At 44.4% G+C, this 15,483-nt stretch carries 15 protein-coding genes, 1 rRNA gene and 1 riboswitch; of the genes, 1 reads left to right on the top strand and 15 read right to left on the bottom strand.

Annotation, left to right across the window (positions count from 1 at the left end):
* Nucleotides 1–73 precede the first annotated feature (73 nt).
* The 14 genes from purD to G6554_RS21975 form a co-directional block, all read right to left on the bottom strand.
* The gene (gene purD / locus G6554_RS22040) at nucleotides 74–1,345 is read right to left on the bottom strand and encodes a phosphoribosylamine--glycine ligase (RefSeq protein ID WP_166245890.1); all 1,272 of its coding nucleotides are present in this window, start codon (nucleotides 1,343–1,345) and stop codon (nucleotides 74–76) included.
* Between the two features lie 15 nt (nucleotides 1,346–1,360).
* Nucleotides 1,361–2,899 (bottom strand): bifunctional phosphoribosylaminoimidazolecarboxamide formyltransferase/IMP cyclohydrolase, encoded by a 1,539-nt coding sequence (purH, locus tag G6554_RS22035; protein WP_166245888.1) that lies wholly within the window; start codon nucleotides 2,897–2,899, stop codon nucleotides 1,361–1,363.
* A complete protein-coding gene (gene purN / locus G6554_RS22030; protein WP_166245886.1) occupies nucleotides 2,874–3,470 on the bottom strand; it encodes a phosphoribosylglycinamide formyltransferase in 597 nt (198 codons plus the stop codon). The genes purH and purN overlap by 26 nt, the downstream gene beginning before the upstream one ends.
* The gene (gene purM, locus G6554_RS22025) at nucleotides 3,467–4,501 is read right to left on the bottom strand and encodes a phosphoribosylformylglycinamidine cyclo-ligase (RefSeq protein WP_166245884.1); all 1,035 of its coding nucleotides are present in this window, start codon (nucleotides 4,499–4,501) and stop codon (nucleotides 3,467–3,469) included. The genes purN and purM overlap by 4 nt, the downstream gene beginning before the upstream one ends.
* A 5-nt stretch (nucleotides 4,502–4,506) precedes the next feature.
* Nucleotides 4,507–5,913 carry an amidophosphoribosyltransferase gene (gene purF / locus G6554_RS22020; RefSeq protein WP_166245881.1) on the bottom strand — a complete coding sequence of 469 codons (1,407 nt, stop codon included), beginning with the start codon at nucleotides 5,911–5,913 and terminating at the stop codon, nucleotides 4,507–4,509.
* On the bottom strand, nucleotides 5,889–8,114 hold the full coding sequence (purL, locus tag G6554_RS22015; protein WP_166245879.1) for a phosphoribosylformylglycinamidine synthase subunit PurL: 2,226 nt from the start codon (nucleotides 8,112–8,114) through the stop codon (nucleotides 5,889–5,891). The genes purF and purL overlap by 25 nt, the downstream gene beginning before the upstream one ends.
* Nucleotides 8,098–8,781, bottom strand: a complete 684-nt coding sequence (gene purQ / locus G6554_RS22010) for a phosphoribosylformylglycinamidine synthase subunit PurQ (RefSeq protein WP_166245878.1) — start codon at nucleotides 8,779–8,781, stop codon at nucleotides 8,098–8,100. The genes purL and purQ overlap by 17 nt, the downstream gene beginning before the upstream one ends.
* Nucleotides 8,778–9,032 (bottom strand): phosphoribosylformylglycinamidine synthase subunit PurS, encoded by a 255-nt coding sequence (purS, locus tag G6554_RS22005; protein ID WP_166245876.1) that lies wholly within the window; start codon nucleotides 9,030–9,032, stop codon nucleotides 8,778–8,780. The genes purQ and purS overlap by 4 nt, the downstream gene beginning before the upstream one ends.
* Entirely contained in the window at nucleotides 9,025–9,738 is a 714-nt protein-coding gene (purC, locus tag G6554_RS22000) for a phosphoribosylaminoimidazolesuccinocarboxamide synthase (RefSeq protein ID WP_166245874.1), read from the bottom strand. Before purC ends, purS begins: the two co-directional genes overlap by 8 nt.
* 147 nt (nucleotides 9,739–9,885) lie before the next feature.
* On the bottom strand, nucleotides 9,886–11,184 hold the full coding sequence (gene purB / locus G6554_RS21995) for an adenylosuccinate lyase (RefSeq protein ID WP_166245872.1): 1,299 nt from the start codon (nucleotides 11,182–11,184) through the stop codon (nucleotides 9,886–9,888).
* 22 nt (nucleotides 11,185–11,206) lie between these two features.
* Complete coding sequence (gene purK, locus G6554_RS21990) at nucleotides 11,207–12,337, bottom strand: 5-(carboxyamino)imidazole ribonucleotide synthase (protein ID WP_207627719.1); 1,131 nt, start codon at nucleotides 12,335–12,337, stop codon at nucleotides 11,207–11,209.
* A complete protein-coding gene (gene purE, locus G6554_RS21985) occupies nucleotides 12,330–12,818 on the bottom strand; it encodes a 5-(carboxyamino)imidazole ribonucleotide mutase (RefSeq protein ID WP_166245870.1) in 489 nt (162 codons plus the stop codon). The genes purK and purE overlap by 8 nt, the downstream gene beginning before the upstream one ends.
* A 158-nt stretch (nucleotides 12,819–12,976) precedes the next feature.
* A riboswitch (purine riboswitch) is annotated at nucleotides 12,977–13,078 on the bottom strand.
* 89 nt (nucleotides 13,079–13,167) lie between these two features.
* Nucleotides 13,168–13,365, bottom strand: a complete 198-nt coding sequence (locus G6554_RS21980; RefSeq protein WP_166245868.1) for an NETI motif-containing protein — start codon at nucleotides 13,363–13,365, stop codon at nucleotides 13,168–13,170.
* A complete protein-coding gene (locus tag G6554_RS21975; protein WP_166245912.1) occupies nucleotides 13,362–13,886 on the bottom strand; it encodes a DUF2179 domain-containing protein in 525 nt (174 codons plus the stop codon). The genes G6554_RS21980 and G6554_RS21975 overlap by 4 nt, the downstream gene beginning before the upstream one ends.
* A 141-nt stretch (nucleotides 13,887–14,027) precedes the next feature.
* Between G6554_RS21975 and G6554_RS21970 the strand changes: the two genes are divergently transcribed.
* Nucleotides 14,028–15,272 carry a TolB family protein gene (locus tag G6554_RS21970; RefSeq protein ID WP_166245866.1) on the top strand — a complete coding sequence of 415 codons (1,245 nt, stop codon included), beginning with the start codon at nucleotides 14,028–14,030 and terminating at the stop codon, nucleotides 15,270–15,272.
* Between the two features lie 84 nt (nucleotides 15,273–15,356).
* Here the strand turns inward: G6554_RS21970 and rrf are convergent.
* Nucleotides 15,357–15,473 (bottom strand): 5S ribosomal RNA (gene rrf, locus G6554_RS21965).
* Nucleotides 15,474–15,483: the final 10 nt, after the last annotated feature.

The raw sequence follows: 15,483 nt of genomic DNA, 5'->3' as shown, positions 1-15,483 counted from the left end.
GCTTATGAAGGACAGATCTTTTTAATATCCCACTAAAGTGTCCTTCATCGCGCTTATGAAGGACACTCTACTCTTACCCTAGAACAGAAAGTATCGCTTTAGCCCCAATATCTCTCCGATAAAAAACACCGTCACAAGTTAACTTCTCTAGTTCGCCATACACCTTTTCTTGGGCTTCCGCCAAGTTCGAGGCTTTCGCTCCAACAAGAAGCACTCGGCCACCGGCAGTGATAAAATGACCCTTTTCATGTAAAACCGTTCCCGCATGAAAAGTTACGACTTCATCATTAAAATCAGCTAACCCTGTCAGTTCAGCACCCTTTTCATAAACCTCTGGATACCCTTTTGCAGCGATGACAACCCCAACCATTGACTGGGGATCCCACTCAAGCTCCGGGCTTTTTCCATCCAACAGTTCTAGAATCACTGAAACAAAGTCAGAATTCAGTCTTGGCAGCACGACCTGCGTTTCCGGATCCCCAAAACGAGCATTAAACTCGATGACTTTCGGGCCGTCACCCGTTTTTATCAAGCCTGCATATAGTATGCCGCAAAAACTGCGTCCCTCTTGCACCATCGCTTTTGCAGCCGGAATAAGAACGGTGTCGATTGCCACTTGAACGGAATCAGTTCCAATCTGCGGCACCGGTGAATAAGCACCCATCCCGCCAGTATTCGGCCCCTGGTCGCCATCAAATGCCCGCTTATGATCCTGAGCGATTTCAAGCGGCACGACCACTTCGCCATTCACAAATGCCATCAGCGAAAATTCCTCACCGCTTAAAAATTCCTCAATAACCACACGGGAAGAAGCATCACCAAACTTCGCTTCCACAAGCATTTCTTCAAGAGCCGACAGGGCTTCCTCTTTCGAAAAAGCCACTGTGACACCTTTCCCGGCAGCTAACCCGTCCGCCTTGATCACAATAGGCGCGCCTTTTTCTTCCACATATTGACGTGCCTCTTCATACGAAGTAAACACCGCATAGTCTGCAGTTGGAATCTGGTATTTCTTCATCAATTCTTTCGCAAAAGATTTGCTTCCTTCAATCTCAGCGGCAGCTTTCCGCGGTCCAAACACAGCCAACCCTGCCGCTTCAAATTTGTCAGCAAGCCCCTCCAACAAAGGAACTTCCGGTCCAATAATCGTTAAGCCTACACCTTGTTCTTTCGCAAATGCAATCAACTGTTCGTGCTGTGATTCCACAAACGGAATAAGCTCCGCCACATTTGTCATTCCAGCGTTTCCCGGTGCGACAAATACTTTTTCAACAAGCGCACTTTCGCTTACTTTTTGGCAAATAGCATGTTCTCTGCCGCCGCGGCCAATGATTAATACCTTCATCCATCACACCTCGCTTTAATGTTTAAAGTGTCTAACTCCCGTAAATACCATGGCAATCCCGTATTCGTCGGCCTTTTTGATCGAATCCGCATCTTTAATCGAGCCGCCTGGCTGAATGATGGCCGTAATTCCCGCTTTTGCTGCTGCTTCAACGGTATCATCCATTGGGAAGAATGCATCTGACGCAAGGGCTGCGCCTTCAGCTTTTGCACCTGCTTGCTTCAAGGCAATTTCAGCAGAACCCACGCGGTTCATTTGACCGGCACCAATTCCTAGAGTCATATCTTCACTAGTAACCACAATGGCATTCGATTTTACATGTTTGACAACCTTCCAGCCAAGTTTTAATGCTTCCCATTCTGCATCTGTCGGTTGCCGCTTCGTCGGAATGGTAATTTCCGCATCCACTAGTGAATAACGGTCTTGATCCTGAACAAGTACTCCGCCCTCAATCGTTGTCATTTTCCGTTCAGCTTTTTTACCGCCATCAAACGAAATCGTTAACAACCGAAGATTCTTTTTCCCTGTTAAAATCGCTAACGCTTCCTCTGAGAAAGACGGTGCAATCACGATTTCTAAGAAAATTTCATGGAGTTTAGCAGCCGTGTTCGCATCTACCTCACGATTAAAGGCAACAATTCCACCAAAAATAGATACAGGATCTGCGGCAAACGCCTTAAAAAAGGCATCATACCCCGTTTTGCCTGTACCGACACCGCATGGGTTCATATGCTTGACCGCCACCGCAGCTGGTTCCGAAAATTCCTTCACAATTTGCAATGCAGCATCAGCATCATTGATATTGTTATAAGAAAGTTCTTTGCCGTGAAGCTGTTCGGCATAAGCAATCGAGAATGTAGAACCAAGTGGCTTTTTATAAAAAGCGGCCTGTTGATGGGGATTTTCTCCGTATCGTAAGCCCTGCTTTAATTCATATGTAACGGTTAATTTTTCTGGTGTTTCTTCCCCTGCAAGGTCTGTCATATAACCGGCAATGAGGGCATCGTAGGCAGCCGTGTGACGGAACACCTTTGCCGCTAGCTTTCTTCTTGTTTCAGGCGTCGTACTACCCTCCGCTGCTAATTCCGCTAGCACCGTTGGATAATCTGAAGGATCCACGACCACTGTTACATATTGATGATTTTTCGCCGAAGCACGGAGCATGGTTGGACCGCCGATATCGATATTCTCGATGGCATCAGCAACCGTCACGTCCGGCTTTTCAATCGTTTGCTGGAAGGGGTAGAGATTTACACAAACAAGCTGGATGGGTACAATCCCATGTTCATCCAACTGTTTTACATGTGAATTATCGTCCTGTTTCGCCAACAATCCGCCATGAATAAAGGGATTTAATGTTTTCACACGTCCCTCTAATATTTCCGGAAAACCTGTAACATCACTAACACCAAGGACAGCAATCCCTTGCTCCTGCAGCGTTTTTTTCGTACCGCCGGTTGAGATAATTTCAAAACCAAGATTCACTAATTCTCTTGCAAATTCACTAACACCGCTTTTGTCAGATACACTAATAAGTGCGCGCTTTTTTGTCATTCGTAACCTCTCCTTGTGTTAACAGCATGTGTAAGATAGATGGATAAAGTTTGTGCTCAACAAGTTGAATCTTCTTTTGTAAGCTTTCTCTTGTTTCATTTTCCTCAATCCGGATTCGTTCCTGGACAATGATAGGACCTGTGTCCATTCCTTCATCAACGAAATGAATGGTTACCCCGGTCCAATTTGCTTTCGCAGTTAATGCCTGACCAATCGCATCCTTACCAGGAAAAGCCGGCAGCAAGGATGGGTGGATATTGATGATTCGTCCTTCAAACTCTTTTAATAGAGTAGGTCCGATCAACCGCATATAACCGGCAAGGACAATGAAATCAACATCCTTTAGCCGTGCGGCGATTTCTGTCTCATACTCGGCCTTACTTGAATAATCTTTCGCGCTAAAAATAAAACAAGGAATTTGATTGGCTTTCGCTCTTTCAATCGCAAAAGCTCTCGGTTGATCACAAACTAACAAGGAAATTTCTGCCGGCAGCAGCCCTTCTCGTATCACATTAATGATCGATTGAAAATTACTGCCGCTGCCTGAAGCAAACACCGCTATCTTTTTCATCGGCGGCCACCAAAGCCTTTAATTTCGATTCCTTCTTGCTCGGTAACAACACCGATTTCATAAGCCGTTTCACCTAGTTCTGTGAAATGCGCCAGTACATCTGCCGCATCTTTCTGATCCACCGTAACGACCATGCCAATACCCATATTAAAAATATTATACATCTCTTGGTATTCGATTTGTCCAACCTCAGAGATTAACTTAAACACAGATGGAATATGCCAGTTTTTTTCATTCAGTTCGGCGCCAAGTCCAGCTGGGAGCATCCTTGGAATATTCTCAATAAATCCGCCGCCTGTAATATGGGCCATTCCTTTGATTTGGAATTTTTTCAATGCCGCCAAAATCGGTTTTACATATATTTTCGTCGGTTTCAGTAATTCCTCGCCCAAAGTACACCCTAGTTCATCAACCTCCTCAATTAATGACCAGTTGTTAAACACTTTTCTGACGAGTGAGTAACCATTACTGTGAATCCCGCTTGATGCTAAGCCGATCAACACATCACCAGGGGTAATATTTTCTCCGGTTATTAATTGTGGCTTTTCACAAGCCCCCACCGAAAACCCGGCAAGATCATACTCATCCTCACGATAAAGGCCCGGCATTTCCGCCGTTTCCCCGCCAATTAAGGCACAGCCGGCCTGTTCACAGCCATCGGCAATCCCTTTAACGATTGCTTCAATTTTTTCAGGAATAGCCTTGCCGCATGCAATATAATCTAAAAAGTAAAGTGGCTCCGCACCTTGGACCACAATATCATTCACGCACATCGCCACTGCATCAATTCCAATCGTATCGTGCCGATCCATCATGAACGCAATCATCAGCTTCGTGCCAACGCCATCGGTGCCTGACACCAAAACTGGCTCTTTTAATCCAAGAGCGGAAAGATCAAACATGCCGCCAAAGCCGCCAAGGCTCCCAACCACACCTGCTCTTTTCGTTCGCTGTACATGTTTTTTCATCCGCTCAACGGCTTCATAGCCTGCTTCGATATTTACTCCGGCTTGTGTGTATGCATTTGCCATGACCGTCACCCCTTTTGATAATAATACTGCAGTGTATCTGGATAAATTTCTGTAGGATAATTTCCGTTAAAGCAACCTAGACAAAAGCCCTTTGTACCCAACTGACTAAGCGCCTCTACCATGCCACCCTCACTTAAAAAGGTTAACGAATCCGCTCCAATTAGTTGGCGAATGTCCTCAACCGATTTGTCAGACGCAATCAATTCTTCCTTTGAAGACGTATCGATACCGTAGAAACATGGATTTTTAATCGGAGGTGAACTGATAACGACGTGAACCTCTGTTGCCCCGGCATCTTTCAGCATGGAAACAATTCTTCTGCTTGTTGTGCCGCGGACAATGGAGTCGTCGACCATAATCACCCGTTTTCCTTCGACCACTCCACGAACGGGAGACAGTTTCATTTTTACTCCCTGCTCCCTAAGTGACTGGGAAGGCTGGATGAAGGTTCTGCCGACATATTTATTTTTGATTAACCCCATTTCATATGGGATCCCCATCGCTTCCGCATAGCCGATTGCCGCTGAAATACTGGAATCCGGCACCCCTGTCACAACGTCCGCATCAATTGGGGCTTCCATCGCCAGCCTTTTTCCCAAGCTTTTTCGGGCAGTATGGACATTCACTCCTTGAATATTACTATCAGGTCTTGAAAAATAAACATACTCCATCATACAGATGGCTTTTGTCGTACTCAGCGAAAACCGCTCTGACGTCAGCCCTTTTTCGTTGATGATTAATAGTTCACCAGGCATAATATCGCGGATATATTCAGCACCGACCACATCAAATGCACACGTCTCCGAGGCCACAACATACGCATCACCCAGACAGCCAAGCGAAAGCGGTCTGAGACCATGGGGATCAAGGGCCACCATCAGTTCTGTTTCCGTCATAATTAAATAGGCATATGCCCCTTTTAACATGGTCAAAGCATTTTTCACCTGTTCCTTCATGTGGTGAAATCCGCTTCTTCTTATTAAATGGGCTAAAACCTCTGTATCTGAACTGGTTTGAAAAATACTCCCTTGCGCTTCAAGCTGATGTTTTAATGAAGTAGCATTCACAAGGTTGCCATTATGGGCAAGGGCAAGGCTTCCAGTTTGTGAATGGAACAACAGCGGCTGGACGTTCTCATAACCTCCGCCTCCTGCTGTCGCATAACGGACATGACCAATCGCTGCTGATCCTATTAACTGGGACATCGCTTCTGCCGTAAAAATCTCCGTTACGAGACCTTCTCCCTTAACGCCTGTAAGTTTCTTTCCATCAGAAACAACGATTCCAGTTCCCTCCTGGCCGCGGTGCTGCAGGGCGTGAAGGCCATAATAGGTTAATTGGGCGGCGTCTGGATGTCCAAAGACACCAAAAATGCCGCACTCTTCATTTAATCCCTTGATTTCAGCAAGCATGGGATCGCCCCTTTCCAAGCCGTTTTTAATTCTTCAACCGTGGACACAAGAACCGATTGACCTTCAGATAAAACTTGAAGGATTCCTGTCTCATTCACTTGGCCGATCGGAGCCGCATCTACTACTCTCTCAAACTCTGCTTGGTGTTCTTTTTTAACGGAAATTAGAAAACGAGATTGGCTCTCACTAAAAAGTGCAGAAACTGAATCTCCAGTGATTGTTATTTCAGCCCCGAGGCCCATTTTTGCAAAAAGACATTCTGCAAGAGCAACGGCCAGCCCGCCTTCTGACAAATCATGGGCCGATTGGACCAATCCAGCACGAATGGCAGTTAGTACCTGACTCTGTCTTTCTTTTTCTATTTCAATATTTAATTCCGGCGCTTTTCCGAAAATTTCTCCGTTCACTAGCTTTTGCAGTTCACTGCCGCCAAACTCAGGTTTTGTTTCCCCAACCAAATAGATATGGTCGCCGCTTTGTTTAAAGTGCTGGGTCGTAATATGGTCGAGGTCACTAACGAGTCCTACCATGCCAATAACTGGTGTTGGATAGATCGCCGTGCCGCTTGTTTCGTTGTATAAGGACACGTTACCGCCGATGACTGGTGTTTCAAGAACCCGGCATGCTTCACTGATTCCATCAGCTGCCTTTTCAATCTGCCAGAACACCTCCGGCTTTTCGGGATTGCCAAAGTTGAGGTTATCGGTGATCGCTAACGGTTCGGCACCTGAACAAATAATGTTACGTGCCGCTTCAGCTACCGCAATTTTTCCACCGGTTTCCGGATCTAAGTACACATAACGGGAATTACAATCCGTAGTCATTGCTAAGGCTTTTCGCGTACCTCTAATACGGGTTACGGCAGCGTCTGAGCCAGGTGACACTACCGTATTCGTGCGCACCATATAATCATATTGTTCATATACCCATTCCTTGCTGGCAATGGTCGGCTGGCTTAACAATTTTACTAAAGTCTCTTTCAGGTCATCCACCTGTGGAATCTCATTTTCCATCGCCTGGAATTCAGCAAAGTAGGCAGGCTCGTTGGAAGGTTTCTGATACACAGGTGCATCTTCAGCCAAGGCATCCACTGGCAGGTCTGCAACCACTTCCCCTTTATGGATGAGGCGGAATTGCTTATCATCCGTGACCTTGCCAATTGCGACAGCTTCTAAATCATATTTAGAAAAGAGATGATTAATCTCTTGTTCTCTGCCCTTTTTCACCACAATAAGCATCCGTTCCTGTGATTCAGACAGCATCATTTCATAAGCGGTCATTCCCGTTTCGCGCTGTGGTACAAGGTCTAAATTCATCTCGATGCCCATCCCGGCTTTGCTGGCCATTTCCGAAGAAGAGCTGGCAAGTCCCGCTGCACCCATATCTTGAATCCCGACAAGCGCATCCGAATGGATCAGCTCCAAGCAAGCTTCTAAAAGTAATTTTTCCATGAATGGATCGCCGACCTGAACCGCCGGACGTTTTTCATCCGAATCCTCTGTGAGTTCCTCTGAAGCAAATGTTGCACCGTGGATCCCGTCGCGGCCTGTTTTGGCCCCAACATACATGACTGTATTGCCAAGACCATGTGCCTGGCCTTTTTTAATATCCTCATGATTGATCAGACCGACACACATGGCGTTGACGAGAGGATTTCCTTCATAGGAAGGATCGAACTGAACTTCGCCCCCGACCGTCGGAATGCCGATACAGTTGCCGTATCCTGCTATTCCAGCTACTACTTCTTTAAAAAGATAACGTGTTCTAGCTTTATCCATCTCGCCGAAGCGCAGTGAATTTAACATCGCAATCGGTCGTGCGCCCATTGAGAAGACATCACGGATAATTCCGCCCACGCCTGTTGCAGCTCCTTGGTACGGTTCAATTGCGGATGGGTGGTTATGGCTTTCGATTTTAAACACAACCGCCTGACCATCGCCGATATCGACAATTCCAGCCCCTTCGCCTGGGCCTTGAAGAACTTTGTCACCGGATGTAGGGAATTTTCTTAGAACCGGCTTTGAGTTTTTATAACTGCAGTGCTCTGACCACATAACCGAGAAAAGGCCAGTCTCTGTATAGTTCGGCGTTCTGCCGAGGATATTTTCGACCATCGCAAACTCTTCATCGGACAAACCCATTTGCTGATAGATTTTTTCTGTTTTGATTTGCTCCGGATTTGGTTCAAGCGTTGACAACATGTGCTTCCCTCCAAGATTTTACGATTGATTGAAACATTTTCAGCCCGTCGGCGCTGCCTAAAAGCTCGTCAACCGCCCGTTCAGGGTGCGGCATCATACCAAGGATATTTCCTTTTTCGTTTGTGATTCCGGCAATATTCTCAAGACTGCCATTTGGATTTTGCTGATAGGTAAACACAATTTGGTTATTAGCTTTTAGTTGGTTGAGAGTTTCTTCGTCACAATAGTAATTTCCTTCGCCATGGGCGACCGGAATCGTGATGGTTTGGTCTTGCTTATATTCAGCAGTAAACATGGATTGATTGTTTGCCACGACTAATTCGACCGGCTTGCAAATAAATGATAGGCTTTCGTTTCGTCTCATCGCTCCCGGCAGCAGACCTGCTTCAAGAAGAATTTGGAATCCGTTGCACACCCCAAGCACTGGCTTGCCGGCTTCTGCGGCTTTCATGACTTCTTTCATGACATTACTGAAACGGGCAATCGCTCCTGTACGAAGGTAATCACCGTACGAGAAGCCGCCTGGTAAAAGGATTCCATCATAACCGTCTAAGCTTTCCGTATCATGCCAAACGTACTCCACTTCTTCGCCCAGTTCATCCTTTATTGCATGAAACATGTCAACATCACAGTTCGAGCCAGGAAAAACGATCACTGCAAACTTCACTGAGCGACACACTCCTCTACTTCGTAACGGTAGTCTTCAATAACTGGATTGGCTAGCAGCTTTGTACAAATCTCGTTCACGACGTCATCAAGGTCACGCTCTGATTGTTCAATCGTTAGTTCCATATATTTGCCGATGCGGACATCAGTTACTTCTTGGTAATTTAATGAATGTAATGATTGAGTGACGGCTTTGCCTTGCGGATCTAATACACTTTCTCTTAACGTTACGTAAACTTTGACTTTATACATGCTGATGACCTCCAAGTCTAGTTAAAATCGTTTTATATGCCTCTGTTAAGCTTCCTAAATCGCGGCGGAATACATCTTTATCCAGCTTTTCATTTGTCTTTTGATCCCATAGGCGGCAGGTGTCTGGAGAAATTTCATCAGCTAATAAAATTTGCCCCTGTTCGTCTTTGCCAAACTCGAGTTTAAAATCGATTAAGGTAATGCCTTGTTCTGCAAAAAAGCTCGATAAAACCGCATTTACTTCCAGCGCCTTTTCTCGTAAAATCGTAATCTCTTCGGCTGTTGCCACATTAAGCTCCAGGATATGGTCATTGGTAAGGAGCGGGTCACCGAGCGCGTCATCTTTTAAATAAAACTCAACCAGTGGTGCTGACAGCGGTCTGCCTTCTTCGATTCCCAATCTTTTTGAAAAACTGCCGGCAGCCACGTTACGAACGACTACTTCAAGCGGAATAATAGTTACCTTCTTCACCAACTGCTCCGTTTCGGAGATTCTTTTGATAAAGTGTGAGTGAATTCCTTTTTCCATTAGCTTTAAGAATATCAAACTAGTAATCTCGTTATTGAGTCTGCCTTTACCAGTGATCTCTGCTTTCTTTTCTCCATTAAAAGCGGTGGCTGAATCCTTGTATTGGACTAATACAATGTTTTCTTCATCTGTTTTGTAAATTCGCTTGGCTTTTCCTTCGTAAAGCAGTTCATTCATGGCAGTTCGCTCCTTATTTCGCAATATTGGGAATCTTTAATCTAGAGAGAGGGGCAAATCCCTGCTGTGGTTGCCCCTATTTATTTTGTACTGGCTCAAAAAACCGATTGGATATCTTTTTAATTCATTCGGTTACGTAGAACCCGTTTACCCGTTCAACCCTAACCGATCAAAAATGGTATCTACATGCTGTAAGTGGTAGTGGTAGTCAAAGCAATCCTCGATTTCCTCACCCGACAGCAATGAGGTAATTTTTCCATCTGCTTCAATCAAGCTGCGGAATGGAACTTGGTTTTCCCAAGCCTCCATTGCCTTCGGCTGCACCGTATCATAAGCCTCTTCACGCGACAAGCCTTTATCAATCAACGCAAGCAGCACGCGCTGTGAATAAATCAATCCTAGCGTACGATCCATGTTGCGTTTCATATTCTCCGGATAAACAGTTAGATTTTTCAATATCCTGCCGAAGCGGTTGAGCATGTAATTCAAGGCAATCGTCGCATCTGGCAAAATGATGCGTTCGGCGGAGGAATGAGAAATATCGCGCTCATGCCAAAGCGGCACATTTTCATAAGCTGTCATCATGTAGCCACGAATCACGCGCGCCATACCAGTCATATTCTCCGAGCCAATTGGGTTCCGTTTATGCGGCATCGCCGATGACCCTTTTTGACCCTTCGCAAAAAATTCCTCAACCTCACGCGTTTCACTCTTCTGCAACCCGCGAACCTCAACAGCAAATTTTTCAATGGAAGTAGCGATTAATGCGATGGTGGACATATAGTGTGCATGGCGGTCGCGCTGCAATGTTTGTGTCGATATGGGCGCCCGGCCAAGACCTAATTTTTCACACACATACTGTTCCACAAACGGATTAATATTGGCGTAAGTTCCAACAGCACCGGAGATCTTTCCGAACTCTACCCCTTCAGCCGCTTGCTTAAAACGCTCTAGATTGCGTTTCATTTCCTCATACCACAGAGCAAGCTTCAACCCAAATGTTGTCGGTTCCGCATGGACCCCATGTGTCCGTCCCATCATGACCGTCATTTTGTGCTCAATAGCCTTATTTTTTAAAATCTCAATAAAGTTTTCTAAATCCTGCAATAAAATTTCATTCGCTTGCTTCAATACATAGGAAAGTGCTGTATCTACGACATCTGTTGAAGTTAAGCCGTAATGAACCCATTTCCGTTCTTCGCCCAATGTTTCCGAAACCGCACGAGTAAAAGCAACCACATCATGCCTAGTCTCTTCTTCGATTTCTTTAATGCGGTCAATATTAAAAGAAGCATGTTCACGAAGTTTCTTAACATCTTCTTTCGGAATTTCTCCTAATTCTGCCCATGCCTCACATGCTAGAATTTCCACCTCAAGCCAGGCGTTAAAGCGATTCTCCTCCGTCCAAATGGCTCCCATTTCCGGTCTAGTATAACGATCAATCATCTTTTATCCTCCGATCATTTCTTTAGCTGTTACGCCAGATAGTGCTCTTCTCAATCTCCCAAAGGGCTTCATCGACGTTATCCTTCAAAATGGTAACATGCCCCATCTTCCTTTTCAATTTTGGTTCCTTTTTCCCGTATAAATGAACTTTCCAGCCCTTAATTGTCTGAAACTCTTTAAATAAGCAGTCAAGATGTTCTCCTAATAGATTGACCATAACCGCCGGTTTTAATAGCTCTGTGCTTCCTAATGGTAAATTACAAATCGCACGGATATGCTGTTCGAACTGTGACGTCTCGCATGCCTCGATGGAAAAGTGGCCTGAGTTATGCGGCCTCGGTGCCAGCTCATTGATATATATTTTACCCTCACTGGTCACAAACATCTCGACTGCCAACGTCCCGACCAACCCAAGCGAATCAGCAATCTGCCTCGCCTCTCGGACCGCCTTTTCCCGTAATTCATCTGGGATTCGGGCCGGAACAATCGTTGTATGCAAAATATTTTCTTCATGAATGTTTTCTGCTACTGGAAAAAATGCCGTTTCTCCATCTAGTCTTCTTGTAACAATGACGGATACTTCTTTTTCAAACGGAATCCATTTTTCCAGGACACAACGGCCATGGTTCAGAAGCACCGCTGCTTTAGATAGATCCTGCTCGGTTTTAAAGACCAACTGACCTTTGCCATCATAGCCGCCTCTTGCGGTTTTCAATACAGCAGGATAACCAATCCATTCTATTTTTAAAAGTAAATCCTCAACACTTTCGATAACCTCATAGGGCGCCACTTGTACTCCTGCCTGCTGGATGGCTGCCTTTTCCTTGATCCGATCCTGCGTTATGGTTAATAGCTCGGGACCTTGTGGCACATAGGCCTTACTACAAAGCCAGCGTAATGTATCAGCATCAATGTTTTCAAATTCATAGGTAATCACGTCACTCATTACAGCGAGCTTTGCAATGGCATCAAGATCATCATAAGAACCGATTACTTCGAAGTCCGCCAATTGTCCGCACGGGGAATCGGAAACAGGTTCTAAAACAGCAATACGGTATCCTTGCGCCTTAGCCGCTAATGCCATCATTCTTCCTAGTTGCCCGCCGCCAATAATACCAATGGTAGATCCAGGTAAAATCGTCTTGTTATCCAAGTTGATCACTACTTTCTAGAACCTCTAATTTAATAGTTTCTCTTCTAGCATCTAATTGATTGGCGAGTCTTGCATCTTCTGTGGCTAAAATTTGTGCAGCCAGCAAGCCTGCATTCATGGCTCCCGCTTTCCCAATCGCCACCGTTGCAACGGGCACACCGCCTGGCATTTGCACAATCGACAGCAAGGAGTCCAAACCATTTAACGCTTTTGATTGAACAGGTACACCGATAACCGGCAAAGTCGTTTTTGCTGCGACCATGCCAGGGAGATGGGCCGCACCGCCTGCACCCGCGATGATCACCTTTAACCCTCTTTTTCTAGCATTTTCTGCATATGTAAACATCAAATCAGGTGTGCGATGGGCAGAAACAACCTTTTTTTCATAAGGAATTTCAAATTGTTCTAAAATCTCGCATGCAGGCTTCATCGTATCCCAATCTGACTTGCTTCCCATGATCACTCCGACAAGAGTTCCCATCCTTCAGCCCCCTTTTTAAAAAACCAACTATGTCTGCCCCGTTTTCCATGCAAATAAAATACCCGGACAAATAGCCTCTCCATAAGAGAAAGCCATTTGTCCGGGCATACGAAATCCAGGGTCAACAAATAGTGAGTCTTCGCCCCAAATTGTGCTCGAACATATTGACTTTCCCTCATAGTCCAATAATTTACGGTTATTGGGTAGAAACTTATGGGCCATATCCCCATGGATATACGAGGGTAAAAGTAATTTCTTAATTAACTATCATTATCATACCAAGAACTTCATTTAAATGTCAACCAATAAATCGAACATTACTTTAAAACAGGTCAGGAATGTTCGTGTTTTACTCAACTAGCATTGCCTCAAAGACGATTTGGCGGCCAATTGGTTCATAGATAGTCTCTCCGCCCCTTTTTACTTCTTGAAAAATAGGCTTTTCTATTCGGCGGACAGGGGAGTACCCATCTTGCTTCATTCTATTCAAGCACTCCTCAATACTTTCATTTTCTTGGACTTCAAATTGCACTTTCTTTTTACTCATGAAAATAGCTTCCCTCTTTTCACCGATTTCACCCAGAAGCCTCCATGAATCGACTTGGGCTCATATGTAATGATAAACGCTTTTGGGTCTAAACTTTTTATCGCTTCATATAGCTTTAATTCAAATTTCCTTGGCGTAAGGATTTGCAGCGCCATTCGGTCGCCCTCGAGTCCATTTGCCTCCCAATTGGTTACGCCATATCCCTTTTCTCTTAATATTCTAGGCAGATTTTTATCATACTCCTTCGTAATTACATTCACCGTAATATAGCCTAACGCTAGCTTTTCCTCAATTTTCATCCCAACAATCACACCAATACCATAACCAACCGCATACGCAATGAGATTTTGAATCTCATTAAGATTATTTAAGACAAGGCCGAGCCCAAGTACATAAATGACCACTTCTATCATACTGAGCGATGCAGCTAAATAACGCTGCCCCTTCAGCGTCAAGATCATCCTTATGGTAAAAAAAGAAACATAAACAATATTAATAATTAGGATAATCGCGACCATCATAAAACTATTTTCTAACACATGAAGTCCTCCCTATTATTATGCCTTCTCCACTTTATCACAAATGTTCTTAAATTCCTGATGAATTTTACTCATTTGCACACAATATATATACCCATCTCTAACGTAAAAAGAGGCGATTAGATGAAAAAAATAGTACTACTAACTATTTTACTTGTTTCAGTTATTATTCCATTCCACTCGATAACATACGCAGATAATAGACATGACACTTTAAAAGCGGCATTTATCCGCGGTGATAATTTGTGGATGAAAAGTGGAAATGTGGAAAGAAAGCTTACACATGAGGGCTTTATAAGGTATCCAAAATGGTCACATGATGGGGAATGGGTTGCCTACTTAAAAGAACAAAGGAAAATGGACGGCTCCATCGATAATGGTGAACTATTTTTATACAATATCCCCTTGAACAAGCATATAAAAGTTACATCCAATGTAACGAGCAATTTCCAGTGGTCTCCACAGCAAAATAAACTTACCTTTCTTATAGAGTCTGATCTATTTGTTGTTAATACAGCAGATCCAGCAAAGCCATTTCTTATCAATCACCTGGCAGATAAGGTTGAAAACTTTTCTTGGTATCCAAACGGGAAAGAACTATTGATATCCACTAAGGAAAGTCCAACGCTTCATACAGATATCCAGTTATCAAAACTCTCACTAGGAATGGACCGGCAAAAGCCAATTGTAAAGCCGGTTTTTACCATTCAAGTTGGAGCGAAAGATTACTATGTAAGCACCAGCCAGTTTAAATGGTCACACGACCGTAAGTGGATTAGTTTTTTATTAAATCCTACAGCTTCATTGTCAGCAGACAGTAATACTCTTTGTGTGCTTTCTGTGGATGGGCAGGTTTTTCAACGAATAGATGAAATGTTAAATCATGAAGAATGGCTACAATGGGCGCCAAACAGGAATGCTCTTGGCTATATTAGCGGGTTCGGCAGGGAAGTGTTGAAAAATAAACAATTCAAGATACTGGGTGTTCCGGCCTTCCGGAAGGAACGGTTAACTCCTGCGGGGTATGCAGATCGGGATTTTTCTTGGAAAAATAACCATGTATTATACGTTTCACGTTCGCCTGAGAGTGAATTAGTGGAGGTTAAGGAACGGCCATTACCAAGCATATTCGAAATATCGGACAATCAAAAACAGGTAACCTTCCCTGCAAAAAATGAAGGTGACTTTGCCCCGCAAGTTCATCGCAGGCAGCTCATTTGGATTAGGACCGATAGGGCGGCTGCCAATATAATTGTAGCGGCAAGTAAAGATATGAAAGAAAAACAATGGATTAAAAACCTTACGATGGCAAGCTGGTATTATGAAAAGTGGAATTGGGAAGAGGTTTTTAGTTTATATAGGGGGTAAGGAATTTTTTATTACTATCCAGTTTATTGCCAATCCCCCTTTTATGCATAAAAAAAGACAATCTTTTCAGATTGTCATTTTTCTGCCTGGCAACGTCCTACTCTCACAGGGGCGCATGCCCCAACTACCATCGGCGCTGAGAAGCTTAACTTCCGTGTTCGGTATGGGAACGGGTGTGACCTTCTCGCCATAATTACCAGACTATTTTTTG

The sequence above is a fragment of the Bacillus sp. MM2020_4 genome (assembly GCF_011250555.1).
Taxonomy (GTDB): Bacteria; Bacillota; Bacilli; order Bacillales; family Cytobacillaceae; genus Neobacillus.
Note: the sequence above shows the minus strand (reverse complement) of the source record. Positions and strands in the feature narration are given on the sequence as shown.